Source organism: Rhodoferax sp. RT5P35 (assembly GCF_056521385.1).
Genome location: NZ_JBWMAX010000003.1, coordinates 163,175 through 181,974 on the forward strand (window position 1 = coordinate 163,175; position 18,800 = coordinate 181,974).

At 60.5% G+C, this 18,800-nt stretch carries 20 protein-coding genes and 1 tRNA gene; 5 read left to right on the forward strand and 16 right to left on the reverse strand.

Annotated features, from left to right (window positions below):
- Window positions 1–212 precede the first annotated feature (212 nt).
- From AC097L_RS05150 to orn, 9 genes are all read right to left on the reverse strand, one after another.
- On the reverse strand, window positions 213–941 hold the full coding sequence (locus AC097L_RS05150; RefSeq protein WP_479585101.1) for a hypothetical protein: 729 nt from the start codon (window positions 939–941) through the stop codon (window positions 213–215).
- Window positions 942–1,088: 147 nt separating this feature from the next.
- A complete protein-coding gene (locus AC097L_RS05155) occupies window positions 1,089–1,367 on the reverse strand; it encodes a hypothetical protein (RefSeq protein WP_479585102.1) in 279 nt (92 codons plus the stop codon).
- A 268-nt stretch (window positions 1,368–1,635) separates the two neighbouring features.
- Window positions 1,636–2,874, reverse strand: a complete 1,239-nt coding sequence (locus tag AC097L_RS05160; protein WP_479585103.1) for a tyrosine-type recombinase/integrase — start codon at window positions 2,872–2,874, stop codon at window positions 1,636–1,638.
- Between the two features lie 228 nt (window positions 2,875–3,102).
- Window positions 3,103–3,195, reverse strand: a tRNA-Ser gene (locus AC097L_RS05165).
- A gap of 34 nt (window positions 3,196–3,229) precedes the next feature.
- Complete coding sequence (locus AC097L_RS05170; protein ID WP_479585104.1) at window positions 3,230–4,498, reverse strand: aspartate kinase; 1,269 nt, start codon at window positions 4,496–4,498, stop codon at window positions 3,230–3,232.
- 53 nt (window positions 4,499–4,551) lie between these two features.
- On the reverse strand, window positions 4,552–5,544 hold the full coding sequence (gene tilS, locus AC097L_RS05175) for a tRNA lysidine(34) synthetase TilS (RefSeq protein WP_479585105.1): 993 nt from the start codon (window positions 5,542–5,544) through the stop codon (window positions 4,552–4,554).
- Window positions 5,545–5,550: 6 nt separating this feature from the next.
- Window positions 5,551–7,032 (reverse strand): sensor domain-containing diguanylate cyclase, encoded by a 1,482-nt coding sequence (locus AC097L_RS05180; protein WP_479585106.1) that lies wholly within the window; start codon window positions 7,030–7,032, stop codon window positions 5,551–5,553.
- A gap of 110 nt (window positions 7,033–7,142) precedes the next feature.
- The gene (locus AC097L_RS05185; protein WP_479585107.1) at window positions 7,143–9,104 is read right to left on the reverse strand and encodes a DEAD/DEAH box helicase; all 1,962 of its coding nucleotides are present in this window, start codon (window positions 9,102–9,104) and stop codon (window positions 7,143–7,145) included.
- Window positions 9,105–9,325: 221 nt separating this feature from the next.
- A complete protein-coding gene (orn, locus tag AC097L_RS05190) occupies window positions 9,326–9,913 on the reverse strand; it encodes an oligoribonuclease (RefSeq protein WP_479585108.1) in 588 nt (195 codons plus the stop codon).
- Between the two features lie 36 nt (window positions 9,914–9,949).
- Here orn and AC097L_RS05195 point away from each other — a divergent pair, with 36 nt between their 5' ends.
- The 3 genes from AC097L_RS05195 (at window position 9,950) to rsgA (ending at window position 12,536) form a co-directional block, all read left to right on the forward strand.
- The gene (locus AC097L_RS05195; RefSeq protein WP_479585109.1) at window positions 9,950–11,251 is read left to right on the forward strand and encodes a M48 family metallopeptidase; all 1,302 of its coding nucleotides are present in this window, start codon (window positions 9,950–9,952) and stop codon (window positions 11,249–11,251) included.
- Window positions 11,248–11,598, forward strand: coding sequence for a 4a-hydroxytetrahydrobiopterin dehydratase (locus AC097L_RS05200; RefSeq protein WP_479585110.1), 351 nt, complete (start codon window positions 11,248–11,250; stop codon window positions 11,596–11,598). Before AC097L_RS05195 ends, AC097L_RS05200 begins: the two co-directional genes overlap by 4 nt.
- Before the next feature lie 68 nt (window positions 11,599–11,666).
- A complete protein-coding gene (gene rsgA, locus AC097L_RS05205) occupies window positions 11,667–12,536 on the forward strand; it encodes a ribosome small subunit-dependent GTPase A (RefSeq protein WP_479585470.1) in 870 nt (289 codons plus the stop codon).
- Here the strand turns inward: rsgA and hisC are convergent.
- From hisC to rpsP, 7 genes are all read right to left on the reverse strand, one after another.
- Window positions 12,533–13,600, reverse strand: a complete 1,068-nt coding sequence (gene hisC, locus AC097L_RS05210; protein ID WP_479585111.1) for a histidinol-phosphate transaminase — start codon at window positions 13,598–13,600, stop codon at window positions 12,533–12,535. The two genes, rsgA and hisC, sit on opposite strands and share 4 nt — an antisense overlap.
- Window positions 13,601–13,667: 67 nt before the next feature.
- Window positions 13,668–14,651, reverse strand: coding sequence for a CobD/CbiB family protein (locus AC097L_RS05215; RefSeq protein ID WP_479585112.1), 984 nt, complete (start codon window positions 14,649–14,651; stop codon window positions 13,668–13,670).
- Between the two features lie 33 nt (window positions 14,652–14,684).
- Window positions 14,685–15,395, reverse strand: coding sequence for a CoA pyrophosphatase (locus tag AC097L_RS05220; protein ID WP_479585113.1), 711 nt, complete (start codon window positions 15,393–15,395; stop codon window positions 14,685–14,687).
- A gap of 76 nt (window positions 15,396–15,471) precedes the next feature.
- Entirely contained in the window at window positions 15,472–15,870 is a 399-nt protein-coding gene (gene rplS / locus AC097L_RS05225; protein ID WP_479585115.1) for a 50S ribosomal protein L19, read from the reverse strand.
- 118 nt (window positions 15,871–15,988) lie between these two features.
- The gene (gene trmD / locus AC097L_RS05230; protein ID WP_479585116.1) at window positions 15,989–16,741 is read right to left on the reverse strand and encodes a tRNA (guanosine(37)-N1)-methyltransferase TrmD; all 753 of its coding nucleotides are present in this window, start codon (window positions 16,739–16,741) and stop codon (window positions 15,989–15,991) included.
- A gap of 17 nt (window positions 16,742–16,758) precedes the next feature.
- Window positions 16,759–17,337: a ribosome maturation factor RimM gene (rimM, locus tag AC097L_RS05235; protein WP_479585118.1), complete on the reverse strand. Its 579-nt coding sequence runs from the start codon at window positions 17,335–17,337 to the stop codon at window positions 16,759–16,761.
- A gap of 51 nt (window positions 17,338–17,388) precedes the next feature.
- Window positions 17,389–17,649 carry a 30S ribosomal protein S16 gene (rpsP, locus tag AC097L_RS05240; protein ID WP_295953552.1) on the reverse strand — a complete coding sequence of 87 codons (261 nt, stop codon included), beginning with the start codon at window positions 17,647–17,649 and terminating at the stop codon, window positions 17,389–17,391.
- A gap of 173 nt (window positions 17,650–17,822) precedes the next feature.
- On the opposite strand from rpsP, the gene AC097L_RS05245 reads away from it, so the two are divergent.
- Complete coding sequence (locus tag AC097L_RS05245; protein ID WP_479585119.1) at window positions 17,823–18,344, forward strand: N-acetyltransferase family protein; 522 nt, start codon at window positions 17,823–17,825, stop codon at window positions 18,342–18,344.
- 9 nt (window positions 18,345–18,353) lie between these two features.
- Window positions 18,354–18,800, forward strand: coding sequence for a TM2 domain-containing protein (locus AC097L_RS05250; RefSeq protein ID WP_479585120.1), 447 nt, complete (start codon window positions 18,354–18,356; stop codon window positions 18,798–18,800).

Here is an 18,800-nt window from a genome sequence, read left to right on the forward strand (position 1 = left end):
GCAGAGTGATTGCTGTAAGTGGAGTGAATGTCGCGGCTCACAATGCCCTTGAATAGGTGGGCAAGTTGCGAAAACCCACCCACCCGGAATGCATCATGGATGGGTAGGTTCCCCATCGTTTTCAAGGTCCGTCAAAAAAACAAAAACCCGCAAAGCTAATAGCTATGCGGGTTGCAGGGGGTGGGTAGGTTCGCCCACAAGGGTAGGTAGGTTCAACCGGGGGTCTTTGGCACTCCGCCTTTTGGACTCCAGTTTGCCGCCGTACTAATACGTTCAATACGTTCCTTTGCAAATTCACTATAGGCTTCGCACTCGTTTAAAGCCCTCCTTAGGGCAGCCTTGGGAGTTATCCCTTTGGTATTGACCCAAGTTGCCACAGTGCTCTCCCAAACTTCGACACCTGCCTTTAACTCTGGAGCGTGGCATGGATGATTTACGTCCCGAAAGTCGGGGCCAGATATGGCCAGTATTGAAGCCGTGGGGATTACGGACAGTTCGATGGCGTCGGTAATTGTGAGTGTTGCCCTTTGAGGCTCGTTTTTCGGCATCCGCTGCAGCTCCTGCCGGGCGGAAAGTATCCCTTTGCTTTTTGCCCACTGCAAAAACGCTGCCTGTTTTATACGGGTATGTCGCGTAAGGATTCGCGTTGCCGCTGGCAAATCGGGGAAAAACACTTTAGTGCCCTCGGGGTTGTTGTAATGGTTATCGTCCTCTAGGGCCTCGATAAACGACAAGCTTCCACTGCACACCGCCTCCGCAATAGCCCTTTGATGCAAGAGCACTTTTTTATACCGCGCCACTGAATACCAGCCCTTCAATAACGTCAGCCAATCACGGCCCAAGTAATCAAGTGGGTCTATTCCGGCCCATATCATGGCGGCCTCATCAATTGTCCAGGCCTCAATGTACTGCCAGCCTGAAAGGTCTTTCACCTCGTCCATCACGTTTCCCTGTCTCGCACCTGAAAAGAAAACCAGCGCCGCCGGGTCAGGGAGTCCCGGTTTTCACCACGGGTAATTAGTCCGTGGCTAGGCGTGGCTTAAAACTGTCTCTATACGGCTCTGTGCTGGCTACAGTGCCCCCAACGGCTACTTTGCGTAATTGCCTTTCTCGCACCAGTACCGGACCGTGACGCCAGGTTGATTCTTGAAAAGTTCACCGGCAACATTGCAGTTTTCATTGTTGTACTTTGCGCCGTCAGCGGCATCAAAACTAGCTACGTGAATACGCATGTTGGAGTCAATTACGCTATTTCGATAAAGCGTGAAATTACCTTCTGCTGGCGTGCAGGCCGTGATGTTGAAAACCATCAAACTCAAAAGAAAAATCTTTGCCATCATCGCCTTTATGCGCTTGCCGTCGACCACGATGTAAGCCCGATTGCAAAGCCGACGTAGTACCAGAATCCGGTGTTGGGCCGTCCTAAGATTTGTATCGAATCGAAAACGCTAATTCCAATCAGCCCCAGCGTCCACGAAATAAGGTTTGTAAGGCAAGAAAGCGGGAAAAGGATGCCGTGCCATATTCCCGAAAAGAACCCATAAGGATCAATGACCAACTCCGGGCTGTAGTGGCTGGCACAGCCTGAAGCGGTCGACACAAGCAGGACTACCCCGACCCGAACAATGCGCCGCGTCATGCGGCCTTAAGCTGGATCACATCCGCGCCCGTGGCCAGCTTGTCCAGGTAGTCGGCCCATTGCTGCATCATGGTGGCGCGGTGCTTCAGGTACTGGGTGCGGTTGTAGGCCCGCCCGTTGGCATCCTTCACGGCGTGGGCCAGTTGGGCCTCTATCACCAGTGGGTCGACGTCCAGGTTCTCGGCCAGCAGGGTGCGTGCCGTGGCCCTGAAACCGTGAACGCTCTGCACGTCGCCGCCATACCCCAGCGTCTGCAATGCTGCCCGTAATGTGTTGTCAGATATGGGGCGGTCGTGGCTGCGTTCGCCGGGGAACAGTAAAGCGCCGTGCCCGGTCAGCGGATGCAGCTTTCGCAATAGCTCCACTGCCTGCACGGGTAGTGGTACTAGATGCGGGTCACCATTGCGTTTGCCCTCCACGCTGCGTTTCATGCGGGCGGCTGGAATGGTCCACAGAGCCGCGTCTAGGTCAAACTCTGCCCACGCTGCCGCCCGTAGCTCACTTGGGCGCTGTAGCAGCATGGGGGACAGTTGCAGCGCCACCCGCACAATCTGCCCGCCTTGGTAGCCGCGTATTGCCCGAATCAGCCCACCCAGCTTTATCGGCTCGGTAATGGCCGCAAAGTGTTTACCGTGGAATGGCTTTAGCGCCCCCTTTAGGTCTGCGCTCACATCCCGCCCAGCCCGGCCCGTGGCCACCGCATAACGCCATATTTGCCCGGCGGTGGTTAGTACCCGGTGGGCCACGCTCAGAGCGCCCCGCTCTTCTATGCGCCGGATAGTCGCCAGCAGCTCAATCGGTTCAATGTCACCCATGCGCCGGGCGGCAAGGTAGGGAAACAGGTCTTTTTCCAAATTGCGCTTTTCACGGGTGGCGTAGTGGATGCTCCAACTGTCGCGCTTGTTGGCGTACCACTCCAACGCGGTGGCCTTGAAGGTGTCGCCTTCTGGAATCAAGGCTTTCAGCTTTTCGATCTTGCGGACCTGCACCGGGTCGCGCCCTTCGGACTTTTGGAGTTTGGCGGCATCGCGGGCTTTACGTGCTGCCGTCAGGCTTACATCGGGGTAGCTGCCTAGGGCTAGTTGCTTCTCTACCCCTGCGGTGCGGTATTTCAGAAACCAGCGTTTGGAGCCTGCCGGACTTATCTGCAAGTACATGCCCCCGGCATCACTGAGCCGCGCCTGTTTCTTGTCAGGCGGGCAAACTGCGTTTCTGCATTGGGCATCGGTCAGCATGGGGGTACAACTTCCTATTAGGGGTGGGGGTACAAGGCGTTTTCATTGGAGAGTGGGGGTACAAAATGCCCCTTTCCCCCCAGTTTTGCCACTTGCACCCCCGTTTGTACCCCCGGTTTGGTCTGCCAGTCAATGCCGCTTACTGTCGCTCCCTGTAGTGTCAGGCAGTGATTTACCAATGAAAAAGGCCGCTAGGGATTGCTCCTTAGCGGCCTTTGTCATTAGTTATGGAGGAGACGGAGGGATTCGAACCCTCGATGGAATTTTAAGTCCCATACTCCCTTAGCAGGGGAGCACCTTCGGCCACTCGGTCACGTCTCCAAAACCAATATTATCGCACGACTTTCAGCTGTTTTTAGGCTACGGGCTGGTCGAGTTCAAAAGCTTTGTGCAGCGCACGCACGGCCAGTTCCATGTACTTCTCGTCGATCACCACCGAGGTTTTGATTTCGCTGGTGGAAATCATCTGGATGTTGATGCCTTCTTCCGACAAGCAGCGGAACATCTTGCAGGCCACGCCCACATGGCTGCGCATGCCGATGCCGACGATGCTGACCTTGCAGATTTTGGCGTCGCCAATGATTTCAGTGGCACCCAGCTTGGGCAGCACTTTTTCTTTCAGCAAGTCGACCGTCTTGGCGAAGTCGTTGCGGTGCACGGTAAAGCTGAAGTCGGTCTTGCCGTCTTTGCTGACGTTTTGGATGATCACATCGACTTCGATGTTGGCATCCGCCACGGCACCCAGAATTTGGTAGGCGATACCGGGGGTGTCGGGCACGCCCAGCACGGAGACTTTGGCTTCGTCGCGGTTAAACGCGATGCCCGAGACAATGGCTTGTTCCATATTTTCGTCTTCTTCAAAAGTAATCAGGGTGCCAGATTTGGCTTCAATCTCGATGTCAATGTCCCAGGGGGTGAAGCTGGACAAGACGCGCAGCGGTACCTTGTATTTGCCGGCAAACTCGACCGAGCGGATCTGCAGCACCTTGGAGCCCATGGAGGCCATCTCCAGCATTTCTTCGAAGCCCACGGTTTTCAGGCGGCGCGCTTCGGGCACCACACGCGGGTCGGTGGTGTAGATGCCGTCCACATCGGTGTAGATCAGGCACTCGGCAGCCTTCATGGCTGCAGCCACGGCCACGGCGGAGGTGTCACTGCCGCCCCGACCCAGCGTGGTGATGTTGCCCGCCTCGTCCACACCCTGGAAGCCGGTGACGATGACGACCTTGCCCGCGGCCAGATCGACACGCACTTTGTGGTCGTCAATCGACTCGATGCGGGCTTTGGTGTGAGCGCTGTTGGTCAGAATCGGCACTTGCCAACCGGCGTAGCTGACCGACTCCATGCCCTCGCCTTGCAGCGCAATCGCCAGCAAGGCCACCGAGACCTGTTCGCCGGTGGAGGCCAACATGTCGAGTTCGCGCTGGTAGGCTTCGGTGGCTTTGGCGGGTGCCAGCTCTTTGGCCAGACCCAGCAGGCGGTTGGTTTCGCCGCTCATGGCGCTGGGAACGACCACCATTTGGTGGCCCGCGCGCGCCCATTTGGCAACGCGCTTGGCGACAAGGCGGATGCGCTCAGTGGAGCCCATCGACGTGCCGCCGTATTTGTGAACGATCAATGCCATGGAATGTAGAAGACGCTAGAAGTGGATGCCAAAGGCAAAAAAAGAAGCATGAATTACAAGGGCCTTGAAGGCACCGCAGACAGGGCACCCAAAGCTTTGGGATTGTACCAATCCAGCCATAGGCCCCGGCGCACAGCAAAGCCCGCCCCCACTTTAATGTGGATGGTGTGTCCGCGTGTGGTGCAGGCGGCGATCTGGTGCTGCAGCTCGTGCAGTTGCGCTGTGCTGGGCGTGGTGCGGTGGCAGCCGGTGAGCCAGTGCCGCAGTACATTGGCCTGGCGGGCGTACGACAGGGTTTGCAACGCGGCAATCATAGGCGGATTGCCGACCACAGCCAAGTCGAGCACGGCCACCTCGGCCAGCACAGTTTGCGCCTGCGCGGCGTGGGCGGCGCTGCGGGCAAAGGTGTCGCGGAACTGCGGAAACGCAGCCTCCAGCACCGGCAGCAACTGGGCTCGGATGCGGTTGCGGGTGAAGCGCTGGTCGGCGTTGGTTGGATCGGTCACGTAGGCCACGCCGCGCTGCGCCAGCCAGTCGCGGATATGGTCGGCCCGCACGCCTAGCAGCGGGCGGTGGTAGTGGATGCCATCGCGCACCCAGCTTGCAGGCATGCAGGCCAGTCCTGGCAGACCTGCGCCCCGGCTCAGGGCCAGCAGCAGGGTTTCGACCTGGTCGTCGGCATGCTGGGCCAATACTATGTTTTTGATAGCTGCTTGCGCAGATTCCACCTGGGCTAGCGCCTTAAAAGCCTTATAACGGGCCTTGCGGGCCGCATCTTCCGGGCTTTCGCCGGGCGCCGGCTGGGCATAGATCTGCACCACCTGCAGCGGCACCTGCAGCCGACGGCAAAAAGCTTCGCAATGGCGCGCAAAATCATCGGCAGCGGCCTGCAGCCCGTGGTGGATGTGCACGGCCTGCACCTGGCCCGGCCAGCGCTCGGCACAGGCCAACAGCAAGGCAGTGGAGTCGGCCCCGCCACTGAACGCCACCGTCAAAGGCAGCGGGGGTGCGAACGCGCGGACCGCGTCTACCAGCGTGGTGCCCATCGGTGTTCAGCCGCTGTGGGTGCGCCGCTCGATGTGCTGCTCTTGGTAGTAGCGGGTTTTTTCGACGTACATGGCGCGGTCGGCCCGGATCAGCGTAGCTTCCAGCTGATCGCTGGAAGTGCAGGTGGCCATGCCGATGGCGATGCTGAGCTTGTGGCCAGTGTAGAACTGGTTGTTGAGCTCCAGAATCGAGTGGATGCGGTCGATGGTGGCCTTCGCGCCACGCTCGTCGGTACCGGGCAACAGCATGGCGAATTCGTCGCCACCGGTGCGGGCCGCGCAGGCCTGGGGAACCGCCACCTTGCTGAAAACTTCGCCCGCCCGCCGCAGCAGTGCATCGCCCGCCGCGTGGCCGTATTCGTCGTTGATGTACTTGAGGCCGTTCAGATCCATCACCAGCACGCTAAGCGGCCAGGGGCCTTTGCGCGACAGGCGATTCAGCTCATCCATGTAGAAAGCGCGGTTACGCAGCTGCGTCAGCGAGTCGTGCTTGCCCAGGTATTCGAGGTAGGCTTCGGCCTTTTTGCGCGCAGTGATGTCCACCAGCGACACCAGCACCAGATCCCAGTCGGCCAGGTGCCCGGGCAGCACGGCAAACTGCATGTGGATGTTGAGCAGGTCGCCGCTGAGCCGGTAATTGACCACCTCGCGCATCAAGGTGGTCTTGCCCTGCCACAGTTCGCAAAGCTGCTCGGCAAACGAGTCGCGCATTTCACCCCGGAACACCTCTCCCAGGCGGGCCAGCAGCTCGGCTTTGTCTTGCGCCCCAAACATGGTGAGGGTTTGCTGGTTCACGTCGATGACGCGGATTTCCTGCATACAGCGTGACACAAACTCGGGGTGCACATTGATGAAGGTGCGAAAGTCTTCGATCCCGCGCAGGCGAACGTCTTCGATCAGCCGCTTCACGGCGCTGAAGTCCTCAACCCACAGGGAAACCGGGGAGTAGTCGAACATGTTGCGCGCATGCTGTTCGCTGGATGCAAGCAGGTGAGAGGTTTGCAGCTCCTGGGTGATGTCTTGCAGCGAGACCATCACGCGGTCCCAGAGGTCTTCGTGGCCTTGCAGAACGCGGGCCTGCACTTTCACGTCCAACCGCCGCCCGTCCAGCGTGTAATTCACGGTTTGCACCGCAAAGCCCAGTTGCCCGTCCCACATGGGAATCATCTGCTGCGCCAGGTGGTCCAGCATGTCACCGCGAAACACCTGCGGCAAATTTTCCAGCAAATGCGCCTGGCTGCTGGCCCCAAACAGCTCCAGCGTGCGCTGGTTGACCTCTAACACCTGCAAGGATGCAGCGCATTCGGCCAGGCATTCAGGATGTAGCGCCACATGGGCCCGCAGATCGGTAATGCCCTCGGCACGCCAGCGGTCAAACAGACGTTTCAGTGCGCTGAAGTCCTCCAGCCACAGGGACACCGGGGCCAGTGTGAACAGTTGGGTGTAGTCGGCGGGGGATGAAATCGGGGGCACGGGGGTAGCGTTCATGCCGGTATTGTGGCGGCTCACCACGGTGCAAATAAAGCGCCCGTATGCTTTGGACGAAAAAAAACCAGACCGCAGGGCCTGGTTTTTCTACAAGGTCAAAACCTTAAGAATTAACGTGCGGGCTTGGGAGCCAAACGCTTCTTTGTGTCGCGGGGCACAAACACCTTGCCGCCATTGCCAGCACCAACACCGGGCTTGCTGAACGCAGGCTTGGAGAAGGCGGGACGGGGTGCGTTGAAGTCACCACGCTCGGCACGGTCGCCACGGGGGGCAAAGTCGGCACGGGGAGCGAAATCACCACGGGGGGCGAAGTCAGCACGGTCGCCACGGGGAGCGAAGTCACCGCGTGGAGCACCACGGTCGCCACTAAAGCCACCGCTGTTACCCTGGAAGCCGCCACCGGTACGGGCTGGAGGACGGCTGTTGCGGTCGTTGAAACCGCTGGCACCACCATAGCCACCACCATCGCGTTGACCACCACGATCTCCACCACGGTCGCCGCCGAAGCCGCCACCATTGCCACCGCCACCGAAGCCGCCGCGGTCACCGCCACGATCGTTACCACGCGGCGAAGGACCGAAGCTGCGGCCACGGGGTGCGCCATCACGGCTGCCACCACCGAAACCGGCGCGGGGAGGACGCGAATCGGGCTGGCGCTGTTGTGGCTCCATACCGGGAATCACTTCCGACTTGAACTGCTGGTGGCTGTAGCTTTCGATGTCGAAAATCTTGCGACGGTCGCGCATTTCAGCGAACGTGACGGCGATACCGTCGCGACCGGCACGGCCGGTGCGGCCAATGCGGTGGGTGTAGTCTTCGGCCTTCATGGGCAAGCCAAAGTTGAACACGTGGCTGATGCTAGGCACGTCAATACCACGGGCAGCCACATCGGTTGCCACCAGGATTTGCACCTGGCCTTGGCGCAGGGCCATCAGACGGCGGTTACGCAAACCTTGGCTCAGTGCACCGTGCAACGCGACGGCGCTGAAGCCTTCTTGTTGCAGGTCGGCAGCCAAGCCATCGCACTCGATCTGGGTGCTGGCAAATACGATAGCCTGGGCAATCGAGGTGTCACGCAGCCAGTGGTCGAGCAGCTTGCGCTTGTGCTGGGCGTTGTCGGCCCAGAACAAGATTTGCTTGATGTTCTGGTGTTTTTCTTGCGGGCTGTCGATGGTCACGCGCTGGGGTTCGCGCATCACGCGCTGGGCCAGTTGCTGGATGCGCGGCGCGAAGGTGGCGCTGAACATCATGGTTTGCTTGCGGCCAATGGTCATCTGGTTCACATCGGCGAGGTCGTCCGAGAAGCCCAGGTCGAGCATACGGTCGGCTTCGTCCACCACCAGAAATTGCACCTGGTCCAGCTTGATTTGCTGCGAACGCTGCAAGTCGAGCAAACGGCCGGGGGTGGCAACCACCAGGTTGGCGTTTTGCAGCTTGGCGATTTGCAACTGGTAAGGCATGCCGCCGACCACGTTGGCCACGCGCAGGCCACGGCAATGGGCCACCAGGCCAATCGCGTCGTGGGCCACTTGCTGGGCCAGTTCGCGGGTGGGGCACAGAATCAGGGCGCCGGGGGTGGCGGCCTTGAAGTTGCGTGCATTGGTGGGGTCTTTGCGCTTGGCGCGCTTGGGAGCGGGTTCGCCATTGGCGGCGGCTTCAGCCACAGCAGCTTCGTATTCAGCGCGCTCAGCAGCTTCGGCTTCGGCTTGCTGGCGCAGCAAGGTGTGCAGCACGGGCAGCAAGAAAGCGGCGGTTTTGCCGCTACCGGTCTGGCTGGACACCATCAGGTCGACAAAGCGAGCGGACTCACCTTGCATGGCCATGGGGATGGTTTGCATTTGCACAGCGGTAGGCTGGGTGTAGCCCAGGTCGGCCACGGCTTGCACCAGCTCAGGAGCCAGGCCCAGGGTCACAAAGCCGTTGGGCAGTGCGGGAGCCGCATCCACTTCAGCGGCAACAGCCACGTCAGCGCCTTCGACGGACAGCAAAGTCTCGGTCACGAAGGTGTCGTTGGTGGAAGAAAAGTTAGCGGCAGGCGAAAAATCACCCGCGACATCAAAAGAGTCGTTCATTTAATTACTCACACGGAGACACCGCAAAGGCTGCAGTGCGCCCCATTAATGGTTAAAAAACATCAACCATCAAACGGGGCCAGTACTTTAGAAGGTATTGAAACCTGGTACCAGTTGGCGCAACTTTGTGCGCCAGATGTGTGAAGGGAGATGTGCAAAGTGCACTAGATAATTTCTAGTGCAGCCTCGGATTATAGCCCGGATTCGGGTTTCCACCTAATTTAATCGGCGGTCATCTTCAAAAAGTGTGTGCGGTAGTGCACAAGTTCTTCAATCGATTCATGCACATCGGCCAGCGCGGTGTGGGCTTGCTGCTTTTTAAACGCAGCCGCCACCTCGGGTCGCCAGCGCTTGGCCAGCTCTTTCAGCGTGCTCACGTCCAGGTTGCGGTAGTGGCAAAACGCTTCCAGCTTGGGCATGTATTTGGCCAGAAAGCGGCGGTCCTGGCCAATGCTGTTGCCACACATGGGTGAGGTGCCTTTGGGGATGTACTGGGCTAAGAAGGCGATGATTTGCAGCTCAGCCTCGGCTTCTGTGAGCGTGGCGGCCTTGACCTTGTCGATCAGGCCGCTGCGGCCGTGCGTGCCCTTGTTCCAGGCATCCATTTTGTCCAGCAGCGCATCCGCCTGGTGGATAACCAGTACCGGGCCTTCGATCCGGGGCTCCAGGTTAGGTCCGGTGACGACCACGGCGATTTCGATCAAGCGTTCGACTTCCGGGTCCAGGCCGGTCATTTCACAGTCCAGCCAGACCAGGTTTTGGTCCGATTTGGCCAGCAATACAGAGGATGGGGTGTTGATTTCAGCCATGGGCCACATTGTCACCGATGGCCTAAACTTGCGGGTATGCAAGATCCCATCGTGTTTTCTCCCTCTTTAGCCCTGAGTTTGGGCTTTGCCACCGTGCTGTTGGTCGGCATCATCGTCAAGATGTGGCTGGCCTCGCGCCAGATACGCCACGTGGCCCAGCACCGCCACACCGTGCCCGCCGCCTTCGCCAGCAGCATCACCCTGGAAGCCCATCAAAAAGCCGCCGACTACACCATCACTAAGGCCCGCTTCGGTCTGCTGGAGCTATCGCTAGGCACGGCGGTGTTGATGGGCTGGACGCTGCTGGGCGGCCTAAATCTGCTGAACCAAAGCCTGCTGGCCTGGCTGGGCGGCGGCATGCTGCAGCAGTTGGCAGTGCTGGTCGGCTTTGTGCTGATCAGCGGACTCATCGACATGCCCCTGTCGGTGTACCAAACCTTTGTGATCGAAGAGCGCTTTGGTTTCAACAAGACCACCTTCACACTGTGGCTGGGCGACCTGGTCAAGTCCAGCGTGGTGGGCGCCGCGATCGGCCTGCCGATTGCCGCCTTGATCCTGTGGCTCATGGGCACCGCCGGGCCGATGTGGTGGCTGTGGGCCTGGAGCGCCTGGATGGGCATCAACCTGTTGCTGTTGATGGTCTACCCCAGCTTCATTGCACCGCTGTTCAACAAATTCAAGCCGCTGGAGGACGTTGCTTTGAAAGCCCGCGTCACCGCCCTGATGCAGCGCTGCGGCTTCGCGGCCAAGGGCTTGTTTGTAATGGACGGCAGCAAGCGCAGCGCACACGCCAACGCCTACTTCACCGGCTTCGGCGCCGCCAAGCGCGTGGTGTTTTACGACACCTTGCTGAGCAAACTGGCCCCGGCTGAAGTGGATGCGGTGCTGGCCCATGAACTCGGCCATTTCAAGCACAAGCACATCATCCAGCGCATCGTGACCATGTTTGCCTTCAGCCTGCTGGGCTTTGCGCTGCTGGGCTGGCTGTCGACCCAGGTGTGGTTCTACACCGGCCTGAGCGTGATTCCGAATATGTCGGGGGCACCCAACGACGCGCTGGCGCTGCTGCTGTTCATGCTGGTCACACCGGTGGTGACCTTCTTCATCGCACCGCTATCGGCCCAGGTGTCACGCAAGCACGAATTTCAGGCCGATGCCTACGCGGTGCAGCAGACCAGCGGCCAGGACTTATCAAGCGCCCTGCTAAAGATGTACGAAGACAACGCCTCCACCCTCACGCCCGACCCGGTGTTCGTGAAGTTCTACTATTCGCACCCACCCGCCTCCGAGCGGCTAGCGCGCATGGCCCACGGTGCGGCACAAGGAGTAACGGCATGACATCCGATTTCAAGAAAAAAGACTGGTCCACGCAGAAGCGCTCTGCACTGACAGCTACACAAATCGTAGCAAAGCTGGCCCACGTGGACGGCTGGCAATTAGACGGCGACGGGGCCTCGGTGGCCATCACCAAAACCTTCCGCTTTGCCAAGTACTTCGAGACCATCGCTTTTATGAATGCGGTGGCGTTTGTGGCCCACACGCAAGACCATCACCCGGATTTGCAGGTCAGCTACAACCGCTGCGTGGTGCGCTTCAACACCCATGACGTGGGTGGCTTGTCGGTCAGCGACTTCGACTGCGCTGCGCTTGTGAATGGCTTGCTGGTGACGAAAGCACCGGTTTGAGCGGCCGCCCCACCCCCAAACCGTCACTATTACCTGGCCTGGTGGTCGCCACCTATGGCCGCCACTGCATGGTGGAGCGCCCCGACGGCACCCGCCTGATCTGCCACCCCCGCGGCAAAAAAAGCACCGCCGTGGTGGGCGATACGGTGCATTGGTTGCCCGGAGCCGAGGGCCAGGGCGAGGACGGCACCATCGAAAAACTGCAACCGCGCCGCAACCTGTTCTACCGCCAGGACGAGATCCGCACCAAGTCGTTTGCCGCCAACCTGGACCAGGTGCTGATCCTGATCGCCGCCGAGCCCGAGTTCTCGGAAACCCAACTGTCCCGCGCCCTGATCGCCGCCGAGGCAGAGCGCATCCGCCCGCTGATCGTACTGAACAAGCAGGATTTGACCGTGCCCTTCGAGCGCGCCTGGGGCTGGCTGGCCGCCTACCGCGACATGGGCTACCGCATGCTGCCGCTGTCGCTCAAGGGCTCCAGCGACAGCCTGGATGCATTGAAGGCCGAACTGGCGGGCAAAACCACGCTGGTGCTGGGCCCGTCGGGCGCAGGCAAGAGCACGCTGACCAACCACTTGGTGCCCGGCGCGCTGGCCGCCACCCGCGAAATCTCGCAGGCGCTGAACACCGGCAAGCACACCACCACCAGCACCACCTGGTACTGGGTGGACAAGGCCGCAAATACCGCGTTGATCGACTCGCCGGGCTTCCAGGAGTTTGGCCTGCACCACATCGATGCCCGGCATTTGTCGGGGCTGATGCCCGACATCAAACCGTTTGTGGAGCAGTGCAAGTTCTACAACTGCACCCATCTGCACGAGCCGGGCTGCGGGGTAATTGCAGCAGTCAAAACCGACTCCAGCCCAGGCAGCATCAGCGATAGGCGCTACAAAATCTATAAAGACCTGTTTGCAGAACTGGACGCGCCGAAGTTTTAGCCAAGGATGGCCGCCAACGCCTCCAGCAAGGTATCGCACTGCGCAGGCGTGCCCGCACTGATGCGCAGGTACTGGTTAACGCGGGCCTGCTTGAAGTGCCGCACAAGCACCGCCCGCGCCCGCAGTTGCGCCGCCAGCCCGGCCGCGTCGTGCTGCGGATGGCGGGCAAACACAAAGTTGGCCTGTGACGGCAGCACTTCAAAACCCATGTCTTCCAGCTGCAGCACCAGGCCTTCGCGGCTGTGGACCACGGCAGCACAGGTCTGGGCAAAGTAGGCCTGGTCTTCAAAAGCCGCCAGCGCACCCGCCTGCGCCAGGCGGCCCAGCGGGTAGGAATTGAAGCTGTTCTTCACCCGCTCCAGCGCCTCGATCAAAGGCCGCTGGCCGCAGGCCAGACCGACGCGCAAACCCGCCAGCGAGCGCGATTTGGACAGGGTTTGCGTCACCAACAGATTCGGGTAACGGTCTATCAAGCCCACGGCGGATTCGCCGCCAAAGTCCACGTACGCTTCGTCCACCAGCACCGCATGCTGCGGGTGCATTTGCAGCAGGCGCTCGATCTGCGCCAGCGGCAGGCCGATGCCGGTAGGCGCGTTCGGGTTGGCAATCACCACACCGGCCATTTCAGGTGCCGTCAGCGCCTCCACATCGACACGCAAGCCATCGGCCAAGGGAACCACGTGCATGGGGATGCCGTACAGCCCGCAGTACACCTGGTAGAAGGGGTAGGCCACATCGGGAAGTACTAACGGCGCGCCCTGCTGGAACAGGGCAAAGAAGGCATGCGCCAGCACCTCGTCCGAACTGTTGCCCACAAACACCTGGTCCATCTGCAGGCCGTACTGCCGGGCAATTTCGGTGCGCAAAGCCACGGATTCCGGATCGGGGTAGAGCTGCATTCCCTGCTGGGCCGCGGCCTGCAGGGCGGCCACCACCTTGGGAGACGGCGGATACGGGTTTTCGTTGGTGTTGAGCTTGGTCAGGTTCGCGACCTTGGGCTGTTCGCCGGGGACGTAGGGCACGAGGCCAGCGACCACTGGGCTCCAAAAGGGGGAAGAAGTCAAAATGCTACTACTTTCATAGCTAATAGCGTAGATACCATCTGCGCTAGAGCTCTATTTTCTTTAAAAATCAGCCCAACAGATTGGCCAGGGTCAACAGGGCCAGCATGCCCATCCACAGCACGACAGCACGCCAGACCAGGCCCACCACACTGCGCAGATGCGCCAGTTCGGGGTCGCGGCCCGGGGTTGATTCGGTGTCTACACCCAGCTCCAAAGGGGTTGCCTGGCTGTAGCCGATGGCCTCCATGGTCTTCAATGCCTCGCCGCCCAGGCGCACGTTCAGCGCACCCGAGGTGGCGGCCAGCACCACGCCGTCGTTGTCGTTGGGAAAGCGCTGGGCGTAGTTGCGCCAGCTGTCGATGGCATCTTCAAAACTGCCTACCACCGCAAAACCCAGGGCGGTGGCGCGGGCGGGCAGCCAGTCGATAGCCGTCCAGGCGTTGGCGGCGGCTTTTTGCAATGAGGCACTGGCGGGCTGGTGCCGGTCGCGGGCCTTGTGTTTCCAGTAGCGCGAGACAAATTCGCTCAGCCGGTAAAACACCGCACCCGCAGGCCCCAGACCCAGCGCGGCCAGCACCGAATACCAGGCCAGCACGCCAAACACATGGCGGTGCGCGGCCAGCACCGAATACTCGATCACGTGGCGGACTATTTCACTGCGCGGCAGCTCGGTGGCATCCACCTGCTGCCACTGCGCAAGCAGCTCGCGCGCCAGCGGCTCATCGCCACTCTCCAGCGCGTCGCGGATCTCGGTGAAATGGTGGCTGAACTGGCGAAAACCCAGCGTCAGGTACAGCACAACCACGTTCCACAGCACCGCCACCGGCCAGCCAATGGCCCACACCAGCAACCAGTGCAGCCCCAACGCAGCCAGGCTGGGCAAGACCACCGCCAAGGCCCACACGACCCAACCGTGATGCGGTTTGCCCGCGTCAAAATTCCGGCTGGATGCCCGCACCCAGGCGCGCAGCAGGCCGTGTATGGGGTTGTCTCGGGCTACGGGGCGCACCTGCTCTAGCAAGAGCGCAAACATGATCGCAAAAAAGCTCATGGCAGGATGATAACGGTCGGCTGTGGCGCGCTTTCAGGCGGCAAGGAATCGGTAGAAATTTCGCAGCATGCCCGCAGTGGCACCCCAGATGAAACGCTCACCCTGGGCATCGGTGTAGGGCATCGAAAACCACTCACGCTGCACGCCTTCCCACTCGAACGCATGGCGGCGGTGGTGCGCCGGGTCCATCAGGAAAGCCAGCGGCACCTCGAAGGCATCGGCCACTTCTTCGGGCTGGTGTACCAGCGTGAAACCGGGCTGCACCAGCGCCACCACAGGTGTGACGATGAAGGCCGTGCCAGTCACGTAGGCGGGCAACTCCCCTATCACCTGCACATACCCAGGTGCCAGGCCCACCTCTTCCCAGGCCTCGCGCAGGGCGGTGGCACTGGCATCCACGTCGGTGGCATCCACCTTGCCACCGGGAAAAGCAATCTGCCCGGCGTGCGACGACATGTGTGCAGTGCGCTCGGTCAGCAGGATGGTCGGCCCGCCGTGCGCCAGACTGTGCTGCACGATGGGAATCAGCACGGCAGCGTGGCGGGGGGCGCGGTCGGTAAAGCGCGGCTCGGAGCGCACCTCGGGCTGCCACACCGGCGGGTTCTGAAAGCGTTGGCGAAGGGCCTCGGGCAGCAGTTGCGCCGCAGCGACTGCAGGTAGGTGCGCGTCATGGCCCAATACAGGTACCTGGCGCGGGTCGAAGTGGGGCAGCTTCGCCAAAGGAGTCAACGGTAATTGCGACATCTCAAAAATTCAAAAGCCCATAAAAAAACCGCCACAGCTTGACGCATATGGCGGCTTTTTCAAGGAACCGTGCAGATTACACTGCAGTAGCGGCGGCCTTGGCAGCTGCGACCTTGATGCGGTTAGGCAACTTTTCCTTGATACGTGCCGACTTGCCGCTGCGGTCACGCAGGTAGTACAGCTTGGCGCGGCGCACATCACCACGGCGCTTGACTTCGATGCCAGCGATCAACGGGCTGTAGGTTTGGAACGTACGCTCCACGCCTTCGCCGCTGGAGATCTTGCGCACGGTAAAGCCGCTGTTGAGGCCACGGTTGCGCTTGGCAATCACGACACCTTCATAGGCCTGCACGCGCTTGCGGGCACCTTCAACCACGTTGACGCTGACGATCACGGTGTCGCCTGGGGCGAACGACGGGATCACTTTGGCCAGACGGGCGATTTCTTCCTGTTCCAGGATTTCGATTAAGTTCATGGTTTTCCTCTAGTGATCATGCCCGCGCCAAAATTAGCTAATGCCTACCAGAATGGAAAGCGGCCGGGTATAGGATCGAAAAGCCTTCGAGTGTAGCATTTCACGCAGTACAGTCTTTTCAAACCGGCGGCAGACTCCTCAAGAAGCGCTCGTCGTCGCGGCCCAGGCGGCCCGCGTTGCGGGCGGCTTGCAGCAGATCGGGGCGGCGCTGTGCGGTGAGTTGCAGGCGTTGGTCGCGCCGCCAGCGTTCAATCTGCACGTGGTGGCCTGATAGCAGAGCTGCTGGCACGGCGTGGCCCTCCCAGGTTTCGGGGCGGGTGTAGTGCGGACAATCCAGCAGGCCGTCGAGTGCGGGGTTGAAGCTGTCAAATTGGTGGCTGCCCGCGTCGTTCAGCACGCCGGGCTGCAAACGCGCCACCGCGTCCAGCAAGGCCAGGGCCGCGATTTCGCCGCCCGACAGCACGAAATCACCCAGGCTGATCTGGTGGGTCACATAACGGTCGATAAAGCGCTGGTCTATGCCTTCGTAGCGTCCGCACACCAGCACCGCGCCTGTGCTGGCCGACCAGGTTTCCACGGTGGCGTGCGTGAGCGCGGGCCCCAAGGGGGAAAACAAAACGACGGGTGCCGCATCGGCGCGGGCGGCCTGGATGGCGGCCAAGCAGCGCGCCAACGGCTCGGCCAGCATGACCATGCCCGGGCCGCCGCCAAAAGGCCGGTCGTCTACCCGGCGGTAGTTGCCGTCGGCGAAATCACGCGGGTTCCACAGATGCAGCTCAACCAGGCCCGACTCGAACGCACGGCGCGTCACGCCGCTGGTCAAAAACGGCGCAAACAACTCGGGGAAAAGACTGATGATGTCGAACCGCATGCACAACGCCTGACGCTTCAGTAGTCGGGCTGCCAGTCTACGGTGATGAGGCGGCCAGATAAATCGACCTTGTCCACGTACACAGCAACAAACGGCACCATGCGCTCCAGAGCTTGCACGACACCAGCTTCGTCCGCTTCCTGGTAAGCGATGACCAGCACGGTTTGCGCGCCGGTAGACAGCAATTCTTTGACCTGCCCCAGTGCCACGCCTTCGCGGTTGACCACGTCCAGGCCGATCAAATCGACCCAGTAGTATTCATCAGTGGAAACGCTGGGAAAGCTGGTACGGGCCACGAAAATGCGCGAACCGCGCAATGCCTCGGCAGCATCGCGCCCCACCACCTCAGTGGATTGGGCCACGACACCACCCGAATGTTCTTTGGCTTCCAGCACGCGCAGCAGCCGGGTACCGTCGAAGGGCTTGGCACCCCGCTCGGTAGGCTGCAGGTACCAGCGTTTGGAAGAAAAAAGCGCCTCGGGTGCGGCGCTGTGGGAGACGACCTTGAACCAGCCTTTGACTCCCCATGCATCGCCAATGCGCCCTACTTCAATGGCATCCGCTGGTAATTCTGCGGTATCGAGTGAGGGCATCATGGCGTGCGCTGCAGGCAAAAGTACCAAAAGTACCGTCGCCCACTATTTCATTTAGGCAGTAGGAGCGGCAGCCTTGGCAGCTTGGGCGATCAGACGTTCCACCGTAGGGGAAGCCTGGGCACCCACGCTACGCCAGTAGGTCAGGCGGTCTTGCACGATGCGGATGCTTTCTTCATTGGCAGTGGCGCTGGGGTTGTAAAAACCCACGCGCTCAATGAAACGACCGTCACGGCGGTTGCGTTTATCGGCCACAACGATATTGAAAAACGGGCGTGCTTTTGCACCGCCACGGGCGAGTCGAATAACGACCATGATTTATCCTTCGGGGTAGCTGGAAAGGGTTCCAGCCGATTGCCACAAGTACCAAGCGTGCGCCTGGCGCTTACATGGCGTTTAATCCCAGCGTTGAGACACGCAACTGACCACCTAGCCAGTGACACGCTGAAAAGCCTTCTATTATACCGCGACCCAACTTCGCTTTACCCATGCCCACCATCCGCCCTGCACGTGACGAAGATATCGCCGCCATCACCGCCATTTACACCCACCACGTGCTGCACGGCACAGGCACTTTTGAGACCACCCCGCCCAGTGCCGAAGACATGGCCACCCGCCGCGCCGACGTGTTGGCCAAAGGCCTGCCCTACCTGGTCCTGACGGATGCAGACCAGGTGCTGGGCTTTGCCTACTGCAACTGGTTCAAGCCGCGTCCGGCCTACCGCTTCTCTGCCGAAGACTCGGTGTACCTGGTTCCCGACATCAGCGGCAAAGGATGGGGACGGCTGCTGCTGACCGAATTGGCGGCCCAGGCCGAACGTGTGGGCGTGCGCAAGCTGATTGCCGTGATTGGTGATTCGGCCAATGCAGGCTCAATCGGCGTGCATAAATCCTTGGATTTTACCCACGTGGGCGTGCTGCGCGCCTGCGGCTGGAAGTTTGGCCGCTGGCTGGACGTGGTGATGATGGAAAAAGCCCTGGGCGCGGCAGACAGCAATTCGCCTGAATAATCGGGCTCTATGAAAAACAAAACTTTGGCTGCCTGGCTAGCATTTTTAGGCGGTCCGCTCGGCCTGCACCGTTTCTACCTGCACGGCCTGGGTGACCTGTGGGGCTGGCTATATTGGATTCCTAGCGCACTGGGGCTGTACGGTGTGCAGCGAGTGCAAGTCGCCGGGCTGGACGACCACTGGAGCTGGGTATTGATTCCACTGCTGGGCTTTAGCATGGCCGCCAGCGCGCTGACCGCCATCGTCTACGGCCTGATGGCACCCGAAAAATGGAACGCCAAATTCAACCCCCGCAACGCTACCGATGCCCTGCCCGGCCAAACCAACTGGATCACCGTAGGTGCACTGGTGTGTGCTTTGCTGGTAGGCACCGGCACCTTGATGGCCAGCCTGGCCTTCAGCTTCCAACGTTACTTCGAATACCAGATCGAGCTAGGCCAAAAACTGAGCCAGTGA